Consider the following 13,844-nt stretch of genomic DNA (forward strand, 5'->3'; position numbering starts at 1 on the left):
ATTTTTATTTAGTCCACGCAGGTGGACTTTGTTTGTGTAGTAGCGTATCCATGACGGGAGCCGGAGGCATCTTTATAATCACCGGAAACTTTTAAAACACCCTCTTTGTATTTTTTTACAAAACTCGGTTAAGGTGCTGGATTAGGATAACGAGTATGAATTGCATCTATTTCTGCAAAAATCTCTTGATCCAAAACCACATTGACACTATCTATATTTTCTTGTAATTGTGCCAAAGTTGTTGCGCCAATAATAGTGCTTTTAACAAACCAGCGACTTTTGACAAAGGCGATCGCTAATTGAGCAGGTGTAAGATTATACTTACTAGCTAGTTCCACATAAGCCTTAACCGCTTCTTGGACATTGGGTTTTAAATACCGTTGTCCAAAACCAGGAAACAAAGATATTCTTGTATTTTCTAATTGTTGGTTTTCGATATACTTACCAGTCAAAAACCCAAAACCCAGGGGACTGTAAGCCAATAAACCCACATCTGTATAACGGTAAACTTCCGCTAAACCTGATTCAAAATTACGATTGAGTAAATTGTAAGCATTTTGAGTTGTCAAAACTTTAGGTAATCCCAAATCATTAGCAATGCTAACAAACTGACTTACCCCCCAAGGCGTTTCATTGCTCAAACCCAAATAGCGAATCTTCCCAGCTTTAATCACCTCAGCAAATGCCTGTAACTGTTCAGCAATAGGCACAGATTCCTTTTCTAATTCTGGATTGTAACTTGTCTGTCCAAAAGTAGGAACATAACGATCAGGCCAATGAATTTGATACAAATCTATATAATCAGTTTGTAATCTCTGCAAACTATCATCTACCGCCTGTGTAATATTATCACGATCAACTTTATTATTTCCACCCCTCAACCAGGAAAAAGGACGACCAGGACCTGCAATTTTAGTAGCAACTATCAGTTGATCTCGTTGCTGTTTCTTCAACCATTCACCAATATAAGCCTCAGTTTTTCCTTGGGTTTCACCACGAGGGGGGACGGGATACATTTCCGCAGTATCTAGGAAATTGACCCCTTGGGCAACAGCATAGTCAAGTTGCTCATGCGCTTCTTCAATACTATTTTGATGTCCATAGGTCATAGTTCCCAAGCAAATTTCTGAAATCTTGAGGTCACTTGCACCCAGTTGGTTGTATCTCATAATGTTTAAATGATTCTCCTCATTTGATTTTGCTACAAAAACTAAAAATATGACTGTTGCCTCAAAACACACTAAATCTATTGATTTAATGGAGTTGATACCTGAAAGTGCATATTACCATACAAAATTTAGATATACAACCCTTTGTAACAATTAATTTAAAATCCTAAAAAATGTATCCAGCAATACTCAAATTCTAATTTTTTTATGCCATGCTGCTATCTATCAAAGATTAACTACAGTAAATTGACCAAATTACCGTATTTATTTAAATAAGGTAATTTAGTTACTACTATAGGCTTTCGTGTCATTACGAATACAAAACTAATCTAAATAGACCCGTTACAGGAAAGTTCTCCCTGGGAAGTTCTGTTCTTTTCTCTGTGATTTTTTGCTGAATCAAATTTTGTGTGTGTGTGGGGTTATCAAAATGAAGAAAATTGCTTGGAATTTATTGCTTACTTTGCCAATGTCTGTATTCTCGTTAGTCTTAACAGCTAGTACAAAAACTCTGGCCAGTCAAATAGGAAAAGAAAATGAGACAATAGGTAAAGAGACTTTATCACCCTTATCACCCATCAGCATAAGTATTCCCGACTCTGATAACGGTCCTCAAATAATTGCCCAAACGGAACCTTCCTCTTCATCTGATGAGTCGCAAATTACATCTGTATCCCAGCTTTCAGATGTCCAACCAAGTGACTGGGCTTTTCAGGCTTTACAATCTTTAGTAGAACGATATGGTTGTATTGCTGGGTATACAAATGGCACATTTAAAGGTAATCGTGCATTAAGTCGCTATGAATTTGCAGCGGGATTGAACGCTTGTTTAGATCAAGTCAACAAACTTATTGCCTCAACCACGTCTAATTTAGCTGTAAAAACAGATTTGGAAACCATACAGCGACTAAATGAAGAATTTAATGCCGAACTTACTGTATTACGCGGAAGATTAGACACAATAGAAGCACGAACCACAGAATTAGAAGCTAATCAATTTTCAACCACAACTAAGCTCCAAGGTCAAGTTCAGTTTGTACTGGGAGGAGTCCTAGCTGGTAATAACGTTGTCACCAAGAAACCTGCACCCCGCACCATTACATTTCAAGACCAGGCTCGCTTAGTATTAAACACCAGTTTTACTGGTAAAGATCAACTACGGTTAACATTATCAGGTGGAAATATTAACTCATTAGGTGGAGTACCTAATCCTAGAGGAACTGGAACAGGACTTAGCACAAACAATCCCACTGGGGGGATTTTGGGAACATTTGACGGGAGAACTGCCGATAATGCCAGTCCTAGTTTTGGACCCAATCAAATTGTTCTGGGTGGCATTCGTTATCGTTTTCCAGTTGGGAAAAAGACCCAGTTCAATATTTTTGCTCAATCTGATGGCGCAAATGAGATTGGTTTAAGTGGTCCGACAAATCCATTTGAAGGATCTGCTAGTAATGGGATTACGCGATTTTCCCGGCGGAATATGGTCTATAACTATGGAGATACAGGTCCAGGAGTCGCCATCCTCCACGATCTGAGTAAGCAGTGGCAATTAGGTTTATCATATAGCGCACCTAATGGTGATAATCCTGCACCTAAAAATGGCTTATTTACAGGCAGATATGTAGCATTTGGACAGATAACATACTTTAGCCCCAAAAAGAATTTCCGGGTCGGTTTAAGTTACGCTAACACCTACAGCCCAGCGGGTACATTAGGTCAAGGTGGAACAAACTTTGGTCCGGCTGCGGGGAGTAACCTGGCAAACAGCACTATTTCCACCAATCCAGCCAACGCAACTAATGGCATTGTTGATCAAGGAACTGTGGGAAATCTTTATGGAATTGGGGCATTATATAAACTTAATCCCAAGTTAGCAATCAATAGTTTTGTAGGTTATTCTGCCCATCGTTATTTAGGACAAGGAGATGGTCAAGTCTGGAACTGGGGGACGGGAATAACATTTCCCGATTTAGGAAAAAAAGGTAGCTTAGGAGCTATTTTTGTAGGTCAGGCACCAACACTTAAAGGACTCAGTAGTAATGTAGATTTAGGAGCAGGTAAGGGTAAAGCCGATAAAGATACTTCTCTGCATATTGAAGGATGGTATCAATATAAACTTACAGACAATATTGAAGTTACACCCGGATTTATTTGGGTGACAGCACCAAATTCCGATGCTACCAATCCCGGTAGTGTGGTGGGTTGGCTACGTACCACCTTCAAATTTTAAAGCTTCTGAATCAGGATTTACAGGATTGAAGGATTTACAATATTTTGTATTCAAATAAATTCCTTAATCCTGTCAATAAATGACAAAAAAAATTACGAACTACGAATTATGAATTATTACCAACAATTCCTTGAGCGTAACAGTCCCCCAAATTTATTAGTGTGGTCAATCTAAAATACAAAATCTAAAATCTAAAATCTAAAATCTAAAATCGAATGAGTAACCCAACTGAATTACTTAATCATCGTTATGGTAATAGTAACCTCAATCCAGATATTCCCTGGAGTGACACCTTAGAAACTTTGTTATCCCATCGTTCAATTCGTGCTTACTTACCTGATGTTTTACCTCCAGGGACCTTAGAAGTTTTAATCGCGGCGGCTCAATCTGCTTCTACTTCCTCCAATCTGCAAACGTGGAGTGTAGTAGCCGTTGAAGATGCAAATCGCAAAGAAGAATTATCAAAACTTACTAATAATCAAGCACATATTCGCCAAAGTCCTTTGTTTTTAGTATGGTTAGCAGACCTAGCCAGACTAACTCACATCGCTGAAAGTCGCGGACTACCTCATGAAGGTTTAGATTATTTGGAAATGTTTTTGATGGCGGCCATAGATGCCGCCTTAGCAGCACAAAATGCGGTGATAGCAGCAGAATCTCTGGGCTTAGGAACGGTGTATATCGGTGCATTGCGAAATAAACCAGAAGAAGTAGCCAAAATCTTGAATTTACCACCTCATGTAGTTGGTGTTTTTGGTTTGTGTGTAGGTTATGCAGATCCAGTTGTTAAGGTAGCAATTAAACCACGCCTACCTCAGTCTGTAGTATTGCACAGGGAAACATATAACCTGACAGAACAAGAACAAGGAATATCAGAATATAACCAAGTCATGACGAACTTTTACAATTCACAACATATCAACGTTCCTGGTGATTGGTCAGAACATTCTAGTAAAAGGGTAGCATTGGCTGAATCTTTATCTGGTCGGCACAAGTTAAAGGAAATTCTGAATAACTTGGGTTTTGAATTACGATAGTTAACTTTTGTAACAGGCATATAAATCTCCAAAACTTGTTAAAGAAGTCTGAAGAATAATTTTATAGAATAAATCCTCATACATAAGTGGGGATTTTTCTATAAATAAAGTTGACAAAATTTGACAAATTTATTCTCAGAAATGCTTGCAATTTTTATTTATTTGTGCAACACTAGAATGAAGCTACGGTATTCCTACCGATTTACGGTTGATTATACCCAGAAAACACAGATTGGCACAACAAGCATATTGGTATTAATGCCAGATGCTTGTTTACTAAAGCTTTTTGTCTACAGACACTCAAGGTAATAAAAGAGAGCGATTTCTGTGCATCTTATAAATTTTTCCAAGCCGGATCATCAATATATTGATTTTCTCAATATTTCGGCTAAGAGAAATGTTACACAAGCATTGCTTATTTTTATTTGACAGATGTACTTCAATAACCAGTGAACCAAAGGAAGAGGTTTTGATCATGACTAATAAAGTAAAAGGAATGCAATTAACTCTAGAAAGGCTACATAAGTCTTTCGGAAATAAAACTGTTTTGAAAGGAATTAATTTGGAAATTCAGCCGGGAGAATTTGTGGCTATTGTTGGTCGTAGTGGCTGTGGTAAAAGTACAATGTTGCGTCTAGTAGCTGGGCTGGATGCTCCTAGTGATGGTAATGTTTTCTTAAACGGCACATATAATGATAAACCTATTAATCCAGCAGTCCGCATGATGTTTCAAGATGCCCGTTTGTTACCTTGGCAACGAGTTTTAGCAAATGTAGAGTTAGGTTTAATAGGTGCTAATTCCAAAGTTTATGCCAAGCAAACGGCTTTACAGGTGCTGCGTGCAGTAGGATTAGAAGACCGCGCTTATGAATGGCCTTCGGTCCTTTCCGGTGGACAACGGCAACGGGTAGCTTTAGCAAGAGCCTTGGCCAGTAAACCTTCCTTATTACTACTAGATGAACCTTTGGGGGCATTAGATGCCCTGACTAGGATTGAAATGCAGCAATTACTAGAAAGTTTGTGGCAGGAGCAAGGATTTACAGCATTGTTAATTACCCATGACGTAGAGGAGGCAGTCGTATTAGCAGACCGAGTAATTTTGATTGAAAATGGTCAAATTAGTATGAATGTGCAAATTGATCTCCCACGTCCACGGGCTAGAGGAGATGCAAAGTTTGCCAAGACTGTAGAAGGAATCCTAGATAGAGTAATGGGTAAACAAGAATCACCGTCAACAGAATTTGTATCTGGATCCTCATCTTCTTATTTGTTGAGTTCTCTATCTGCATAAATGCCATTACTAGAAACTATTTGGAGCAAGAATTATGACTATCGTCATAGAAAGTGCAAAAAAATCCGAATCTGTACAGATAGGTATTCAATTAGTCAGCCATTCCTATCATCTCGTTTATCCTATCATCAACACCGAATTTTATACCCAGAAATCTCTCTGCGCCTGCTGAGGTTATTTAGAATGAGTAGGTGATACAGATGATTGTCGATCATTAGTTGAAAATGAAAATTGAGAAAAGTAATTATGTTATCTTAAATAGCGATTCCTACAGGCCGCTTCACTATGCCCATTTTTTTTCTCAACTTCTCTTTCCTAATTTTAGGATTTAAACAATCTTGGTATCTGGTTGATAACTGATATTCTCTACATGAGTGAACAAGCTTTGATGTCAGTTATTTTAGATTTTTTCACACCCTGTTGAGGTAGATTATTTTTCCTACCTCACTTTCTTAAGTATTTAACAAAACTAGAAAATATTCCGAAGGGAAATTTAACAATGCTGAATTGGGAAAGTAAATTGAAATCATGGAAAAACCAACGAATCACTCGTCGTTCTGTTTTATCCGCTTTTAGCTCCAGCTTAGTCTTATCTGCCACAGTATTTACTTGGAATATACCCCAAAATACCATTCATCAACAAGCAATTTCATCTACTAACACAGATAGTAAGCTGATTGCTAATAATACAGGCAAAAAAGTAGTCAGAATAGTTCGCTCCAAGCAACTTACAGCCCTTGCCGTTTTAGAAAAACAAGGTACTTTAGAAAAAAGATTAGGAGCTTTAGGCTATAAAGTTGAATGGCCTGAATTTGCCGCTGGTCCCCAACAGTTAGAGGCTTTAAATGCAAATGGACTTGATATTGCGTCTACAGCCGAATCACCTCCAGTTTTTTCTCAAGCGGCCGGAGTTCCTCTTGTATATTTAGCAGCTAACTCCTCTGATGGTAGAGCAGTTTCACTTTTAGTTCCTCCCAATTCACCAGCTAAACGTTTCAAGGATTTGAAAGGCAAAAAAATCGCCTTTCAAAAAGCATCTATCGGACATTACCTCACAGTTAGAGCAGCAGAAAGAGAGGGCTTAAAACTCACTGATGTAACTTCAGTTTTTTTAGCACCTCCAGATGCCAACGCCGCCTTTAGCCAAGGTAAAGTAGATGGTTGGTTTATTTGGGAGCCATTTGTCACCAGAAATGTACAAAATAAAGTGGGTCGCGTTTTATTAGATGGTGGTAATGGCTTAAGAGATACTAACAACTTTTATTCTACAAATCGCAAATTCTATCAAGAAAACCCTCAAGTAATTAAAATTTTTCTAGAGGAATTACAAAAAGCACAAGTCTGGTCTAAAAACCATCCCAAAGAAATTGCTCAGTTACTAACTAGTGCAACTCAGCTTGATGCACCAACTTTAGAAAAAATGCACAACAAATATGATTTTGCATTAGTACCAATTAACGAAAAGGTGATCAAAAAACAACAAGAAGTTGCAGATAAATGGTATAGTTTAGGGCTTATACCTAGAAAAGTAAATGTTAGAGACGGGTTTTTAACTCCTCAACAGTATGCTGCAATTACTCCTAAAGAGGTGCTTACTAAAAAGTAGCTTCGTTAACGAAAAACAGAATAAAACCTAATTGGTTTTGACTTTTAAAAAACTATTGAACCGGAATGGATTTGATTTTTGACTATGCCCACACTTACTTTAACTAATTTCCAAATTACTCCTCTTGATGCTCCATTAGGAGCAGTTATTACTGGACTAGATGCTAGTAAAAAAGTTCTACCTGAAGTCATTTTGCAATTAAAACAAGCTCTCAGAGATTATCATATTCTCATCTTCAAAAATCAAAATCTTAGTGATGAGCAATTTTTAAACTTTAGTTTTAACTTTGGTTCATTATTTGTCCCACCAGATAATATTCCAGTTCTTGCTTCTCAACCAGGAGTTACACCAGTTATAATTCCGGTTTCTAATGTTGATGGTGGTTACACAGGTACGGGAGAATTATCTTTTCATTCTGATCACAAGTGGACTCCCTATCCTTCTAGCGGTTCTCTACTCTATGCTTTAGAAGTACCATCTGAAGGTGGGGATACTTCTTGGTTAAATCTTAATTTAGCTTATGAAAGCTTAGATAAATTGACCAAACAACGAATTGCAAACTTGCAGTTAATTACCTATAACCCATTTTTAAATAAACCAGGAGAACCTCGTAGAAAATACCGTGAAGATCAGACTATTCCTCTGATTAGTCCAGTATTTCCTCATCCATTAGTGAGAACACATCCAGAAAGTGGCAAGAAAATTTTATATTTAGACTACGCTACAGAAGTTGAAGTTGTTGGTTTAGAACCCCAACAGGGTCAAGAACTAATTGAACAGTTAAGAAATCATCTGCATCAGCCTCAATTTTATTATCAACATTTCTGGTCTGTGGGTGATATTATTTATTGGGATAATCAATCTACCTTACATTATCGTCAAGCTTTTGATCCTCATCAACGTCGAGTTTTAAAACGGATTAGTTTAGCGGGTAGTCGCCCATTTTAGGTCTTGTAGTAAGACATTTTGAACTGAAATTTAGTGAAGAGACATAATCATGAAGTTTAACTTACCACGACGCACAGTTTTACAGAAATTAGTTCAATATTCAACATCAGCACTGGCCTTGATTTTGATTTCTACTCCCATTGCTACGAATGTAGTCCAAGCACAAAATACAACTAATAAACCAGGCATCAAAACCAAAGTAGTCCGACTTGCTTATCAAACTTCTGGAGATATTGTCAAAATCAAAGGAGTGGTAGATAAGCGTCTTCAGCCTTTAGGTATCAAGGTAGAATGGTCTCCATTTCCCGCTGGTCCACAACTCATGGAAGCCATGAATGCCAACAAAGTTGATATTGGTTCTGTGGGGGAAACTCCACCAATTTTCGCTCAAGCTGCTGGCGCTCAATTAGCTTATATCGCTGGACGTAAACCTAGTAGTGGTGAAGGTAGTGCTATTGTTGTTCAAAAAGATTCTCCTATTAAAACAGTTAAGGATCTCAAAGGTAAAAAAGTTGTTTTTCAAAAAGGATCGGCATCACATTATTTACTACTAAGGGCTTTGGCTGAAGCAGGTTTAAAATATAGTGATATTCAAGCAGTTAGTTTAACTCCAGCAGAAGCCCGTGATGCTTTTATTCAAAAGAAAATTGATGCTTGGGTAGCTTGGGACCCCTTTATTGCTGTAGTCCAAAAAACTGCTAATGCTCGTATTTTGAGAAATGCCTCCAGAATTGCTACTCAAGGCGGATTTTATATGGCTAGACGGAGTTTTGCTGTGGAAAATCCAGAAGTTGTGCGGATAGTTTTAGAAGAGGTAGATAAATTAGGGGAATGGGCGGAATCTAATCCTGACGAAGTTGTGAAAATTCTTGCACCTGAACTAAAACTTGATCCCGCACTTTTAACTGTGGTAGTTCGTAGACGCACCTTCCGGTTACGTCCAATTAACTCATCTCTTGTTGCTGAACAACAACGCATTGCAGATTTGTTTTATAAAGAAGGAGTTATTCCTAAACAAGTTGCAATTAAAGAGTCGGTTTTAAGTTATCAACAGTATGCGGCTATTACACCCCAAAGAATTAGTAAGAAATAACCTGTAGTTATTCTGATTCTTACCTCGGCGGCTAAACCCCGCCCCTAATCATCCTGATCACCAGTTAATCATTATGAAACTTTCTTCTCCTGGTTTTTCATCTCCTGATTTTTCATCAAAGTATACAATGAGAAAAAATAAGTTCCATTTGAAGTTAATCAAAAATCCCTATTTTCAATCATTCATACCTTGGCTTGTACCCATAACAATAATTATATTCTGGCAATTCTTGTCTTCTATTGGGGTTATTCCTATTAGAATATTACCAGCACCTTTAGCAGTTGTTAGTGCTGCTATTAAATTAACTCAGACAGGTGAACTTTTCAGAAATATTGGTATTAGTGCCATCAGGGCAATATCTGGGTTTTTAGTTGGGGGAAGTATTGGTTTTAGTTTAGGTCTACTTAATGGTGTTTCTCCTATTGCGGAAAAGTTACTAGACACATCACTGCAAATGTTACGAAATATTCCTAACCTAGCATTAATTCCTCTGGTAATTTTATGGTTTGGTATTGGTGATGAAGCGAGATTATTTTTAGTATCTTTGGGTGTAATGTTTCCGATTTATTTAAACACTTTTCATGGGATTCGCAGTGTTGATCACGGACTGATTGAAATGGGTAAAATTTACGGTTTAAATACTTGGGGTTTATTCTGGCGAATTATTCTTCCAGGAGCAATGTCTTCAATTTTAGTGGGTGTGCGTTTTTCTTTAGGGATTATGTGGCTAACACTGATTGTGGCAGAAACAATTGCCGCTGATTCTGGTATTGGTTATATGGCAACGAACGCCAGAGAATTTATGCAAACTGATGTCGTGGTTTTGAGCATTTTAATCTATGCTATGTTTGGTAAGTTAGCTGATGTTGTAGCTAGAGCTTTGGAAAATTATTGGTTGCAATGGAATCCCAGTTACCTAAAAGGTTAATTCACTAATACTCGATAGGTTTGCAGTTAATTTTGGTAAAGGTATTGCTTTTCTCCAATTATTTGTGTAACACTCTAAATTGTTGCCTAAATAATACGGTTTACCGATAGATTTAGTGTAATCTTTGTTTGAAAAATTTGGTTAGAAATTCTACTCTTAAATAAGAATTATGCAAGTTCTTTGGTTTATTCCCACACATGGTGATGGACGTTATCTAGGTACTGCTATAGGTGGAAGGTCAGTCAACTTTGATTACTGGCGACAGATTGCCCAAGCGGTTGATCAATTAGGGTTTACAGGTGCTTTATTACCCACAGGTCGCTCTTGTGAAGATGCCTGGATTTTAGCTTCAACTTTGGTAACATACACTAAAAAAATGCGGTTTTTAGTAGCAATCCGTCCGGGGTTGATGTCACCAGGAGTAGCGGCAAGAATGGCGGCGACTTTTGATAGAATTTCTGGGGGACGATTATTAATTAATGTCGTGACTGGTGGTGATCCTGTTGAATTAGCTGGTGATGGTTTGCATCTTAGTCATGATGATCGCTATCAACTAACTGATGAATTCTTAACAGTTTGGCGACAAATAGCAGCAGGTGAAATTGCTAATTTTGAAGGTGATTATCTCAACATTAAAGAAGGTAAAATACTATTTCCCAACCTTCAGAAACCTTATCCACCTTTGTGGTTTGGTGGTTCTTCTCCAATTGCTCAAGTAATTGCCGCCAAGCACGTTAATGTTTATTTAACTTGGGGTGAACCACCTCAACAAGTAGCAGAAAAAATTGCCTCTGTAAAACGTTTAGCAGAAGCACAAGGAAGAACATTAAGTTTTGGGATTCGTCTTCATGTGATTGTCAGAGAAACTGAGAGTCAAGCGTGGGATGCGGCTAATGATTTGATTCGTTATGTAGATAATGAGGCTATTAAGAAATCCCAACAAGCTTATTCGCGCATGGATTCAGTTGGACAAAACCGCATGAAGGAATTACATAATGGTAGCCGGGAGGCATTAGAAATTAGCCCGAATTTATGGGCAGGAATTGGTTTAGTTCGGGGTGGTGCGGGAACTGCATTAGTAGGTGATCCCGATACTGTTGCTAGAAGAATGCAGGAATATGTAGATTTAGGAATTGATACTTTTATCTTTTCTGGTTATCCCCATTTAGAGGAAGCTTATCGAGTAGCAGAATTGCTTTTCCCTCGATTACCTTTAGATAATTTGCCAACAGTAGAACCACAATTATTAAGTCCTTTCGGTGAAATTGTTGCTAACCGGGAATTTCCTCAACAGCTTCAAGAACAACTTAGAGAAACAACAGTAGCAACTGTAGATTAGTTAAAAATTAATTAAATCAAGAGGTTTTTGTCAGATGGCTTATATTTTAGTAATTGCGGGTAGTCCTTCTTATCTAAAAAATTAAACTTGAGAGTGTAACAAAACATCAGCAAAAACCTTTGTTGTTACACCCTCAAATTGCCAAAAAGTATAAAAATACTAGAAAAATTTGAAAGAGTCCAATCTTCCTAAAACAGTCATATCTTCAGCATCTAATTCTACAGGAATTCCACTGCGAATTAGTTCCGAAAAATTCTCATTAGGAACCATAATTGTTAATGCGTAAAGACGATTTTTACCAGTATTTCTAATCAAATGAGTCCCTGTAGGTGGAACTAACAAACTATCTCCAGCCTTGATATTTACTTTTTTACCATCACAAATTACAATTCCTTCTCCTTTGAGAATAAAAAACATTTCTACCGCCCATTCATGACGGTTTGGTGGTGTTTTTCCACCCACGTCAAAAATTTCCACACAACAAGTTAAAGAAGTGTTAGCATTTGTGGAATCAAAGATAATTGCTAATCGGTTAGAGTCATGGGGACTAATACGATATGCTTGATAATCTTGAGGAGATTTAATGACTGGAATTACACAACGAGTAGTGTACATATTCTTAATTATTAATTGCTGTCAAAATTGCCGAAGAATCAGTGACAAAACCGAAACATTGTTGAACATTATATAAAGTTGCTAACCAACAATATTCCGGTGAAGTTGTTGCAGTACAATCTTTAACTAAAATACAATCATATCCTAAAAAATTGGCATCAGACAAAGTTGATAAAACACATTGATCAGCATTTACACCAGCAAAGAATATTGTAGTTATACCCAAATTTCGTAAAATACTATCTAAAGGAGTATCCCAAAATCCACTCATGCGATATTTATCAACCTGGATATCTTCTGGTAGTTGTTCCAATTCGGCCACTACCGCAGCAGACCAACTTCCCTTCATTAGTACCTTAGCACCATTACTGGGTAAAGCATCACCTAATCCCACACCCTCCCCCGTGGGGTTGTATACGTGCAATAACCCGGCGCTGATATTCAATAAATCGTGACGATTTCCCCAATTTAACCAAATTACAGGTACACCAGCAGCCCGAATTTGTGGTAATAATTGTTGCAGTGGTGCAATCGGTTGCCGGGCGGGGGTGACATCTACACCAATGTGTGCTAACCAACCATCAGGATGACAAAAATCATTCTGCATATCAATGACAATGATAGCAGCTTTGGATAAATCGCAGCACAGAGTTTTAGTTTCTGTTGCTAAAATAACTGGTTGCGGGGTCTTTTCGGGACGGGTAATATCCGCAAATGTTTGATTTACTTCCCAAGCATTTGGTAGAAATCCTAATTTCCGAACGGGTAGATTCATAAATGCCAGTTCTTATCGTTGTTTAATTTATAGCTTGAAATCATGTTAAACTATCAATTACTTAATTAAGGTTAAAAAATTATGAACTTTACATTATGAACTTTACGAGTAAAAATACTTTAATTAGCGTTACAGATATTTACACAACAACATACATACGGATTGTCAATGGTAAAATCGCCACTATTGCTTCTAATTTAGAGATTATTATCCCCAAGTAATGGGATGAGATTAACGTTAAGTAGTAAAGTAGAAATTGCATTTTAAATTTAAACTTGAAAATTATCTGAACTAAATGATCTCAAATTAAGTTATTCTGAATCTTGTCCGCATTTTGTCCACGAAAATATTAAAATACCGAATATGGAGCGTGTTATTTCTGCCCTGGGAATCTGCATTTTTATTGCCATATCCTACGCCCTTTCTGTTAAGCGTAATGCTGTGCGTTGGCAGACCGTTATTTGGGGGTTAGGATTAGAATTTTTTTTAGCTTTAGTAATTCTCAAAACTCCTTGGGGTTTGAATTTATTTAAATCTTTAGGAGATATGGTTGCTAATTTTTTAGCTTTTTCTGATGTTGGGGCAAAATTTGTCTTTGGTGAAAATTTCAAAGATCATTTTTTTGCTTTTCAAATTCTGCCAACAATCATCTTTTTCTCATCATTTATTAGTGTTCTTTACCACTATGGTATTTTGCAAAGAGTTGTTAACAGTTTAGCATGGGTAATGATGAAAACCATGAAAACATCGGGTTCTGAATCTTTATCTTGTGCAGGAAATATTTTTTTAGGACCTACAGAAGCGGCACTT

At 37.3% G+C, this 13,844-nt stretch carries 13 protein-coding genes; 10 read left to right on the forward strand and 3 right to left on the reverse strand.

Translation table 11 applies throughout. The features are described 5' to 3' along the window. Positions 1 to 128: 128 nt before the first annotated feature. On the reverse strand, positions 129 to 1,169 hold the full coding sequence (locus ACIR310F_RS0112670) for an NADP(H)-dependent aldo-keto reductase (protein WP_028084155.1): 1,041 nt from the start codon (positions 1,167 to 1,169) through the stop codon (positions 129 to 131). A 469-nt stretch (positions 1,170 to 1,638) separates the two neighbouring features. Here ACIR310F_RS0112670 and ACIR310F_RS0112675 point away from each other — a divergent pair, with 469 nt between their 5' ends. From ACIR310F_RS0112675 to ssuD, 8 genes are all read left to right on the forward strand, one after another. Next, the gene (locus ACIR310F_RS0112675; RefSeq protein WP_331271312.1) at positions 1,639 to 3,402 is read left to right on the forward strand and encodes an iron uptake porin; all 1,764 of its coding nucleotides are present in this window, start codon (positions 1,639 to 1,641) and stop codon (positions 3,400 to 3,402) included. Positions 3,403 to 3,617: 215 nt separating this feature from the next. After that, entirely contained in the window at positions 3,618 to 4,439 is an 822-nt protein-coding gene (locus ACIR310F_RS0112680; protein ID WP_028084157.1) for an NADPH-dependent oxidoreductase, read from the forward strand. A 475-nt stretch (positions 4,440 to 4,914) separates the two neighbouring features. Continuing rightward, a complete protein-coding gene (locus ACIR310F_RS0112685; protein WP_028084158.1) occupies positions 4,915 to 5,730 on the forward strand; it encodes an ATP-binding cassette domain-containing protein in 816 nt (271 codons plus the stop codon). Between the two features lie 499 nt (positions 5,731 to 6,229). Next, complete coding sequence (locus ACIR310F_RS0112690) at positions 6,230 to 7,336, forward strand: aliphatic sulfonate ABC transporter substrate-binding protein (RefSeq protein WP_028084159.1); 1,107 nt, start codon at positions 6,230 to 6,232, stop codon at positions 7,334 to 7,336. Between the two features lie 84 nt (positions 7,337 to 7,420). Then, positions 7,421 to 8,284 (forward strand): TauD/TfdA dioxygenase family protein, encoded by an 864-nt coding sequence (locus ACIR310F_RS0112695; RefSeq protein ID WP_028084160.1) that lies wholly within the window; start codon positions 7,421 to 7,423, stop codon positions 8,282 to 8,284. 49 nt (positions 8,285 to 8,333) lie between these two features. Beyond that, on the forward strand, positions 8,334 to 9,377 hold the full coding sequence (locus ACIR310F_RS0112700) for a sulfonate ABC transporter substrate-binding protein (protein ID WP_035367939.1): 1,044 nt from the start codon (positions 8,334 to 8,336) through the stop codon (positions 9,375 to 9,377). 127 nt (positions 9,378 to 9,504) lie between these two features. Then, the gene (ssuC, locus tag ACIR310F_RS0112705) at positions 9,505 to 10,305 is read left to right on the forward strand and encodes an aliphatic sulfonate ABC transporter permease SsuC (protein WP_035367962.1); all 801 of its coding nucleotides are present in this window, start codon (positions 9,505 to 9,507) and stop codon (positions 10,303 to 10,305) included. Positions 10,306 to 10,474: 169 nt separating this feature from the next. Then, positions 10,475 to 11,644, forward strand: coding sequence for an FMNH2-dependent alkanesulfonate monooxygenase (ssuD, locus tag ACIR310F_RS0112710; protein WP_028084163.1), 1,170 nt, complete (start codon positions 10,475 to 10,477; stop codon positions 11,642 to 11,644). Positions 11,645 to 11,803: 159 nt separating this feature from the next. Here ssuD and ACIR310F_RS0112715 read toward each other — a convergent pair whose 3' ends face one another. After that, positions 11,804 to 12,259: a cupin domain-containing protein gene (locus tag ACIR310F_RS0112715; RefSeq protein WP_028084164.1), complete on the reverse strand. Its 456-nt coding sequence runs from the start codon at positions 12,257 to 12,259 to the stop codon at positions 11,804 to 11,806. A 4-nt stretch (positions 12,260 to 12,263) separates the two neighbouring features. Continuing rightward, positions 12,264 to 13,034, reverse strand: a complete 771-nt coding sequence (locus ACIR310F_RS0112720) for a cysteine hydrolase family protein (RefSeq protein ID WP_028084165.1) — start codon at positions 13,032 to 13,034, stop codon at positions 12,264 to 12,266. A gap of 95 nt (positions 13,035 to 13,129) precedes the next feature. On the opposite strand from ACIR310F_RS0112720, the gene ACIR310F_RS27355 reads away from it, so the two are divergent. After that, entirely contained in the window at positions 13,130 to 13,255 is a 126-nt protein-coding gene (locus ACIR310F_RS27355) for a hypothetical protein (protein WP_269208363.1), read from the forward strand. A 142-nt stretch (positions 13,256 to 13,397) separates the two neighbouring features. Next, positions 13,398 to 13,844, forward strand: a 447-nt coding sequence (locus tag ACIR310F_RS26860; protein ID WP_331271313.1) for a Na+ dependent nucleoside transporter N-terminal domain-containing protein, incomplete at its 3' end; no start/stop codon positions are given.

This window comes from Dolichospermum circinale AWQC310F (assembly GCF_000426925.1).
Taxonomy (GTDB): Bacteria; Cyanobacteriota; Cyanobacteriia; order Cyanobacteriales; family Nostocaceae; genus Dolichospermum; species Dolichospermum circinale.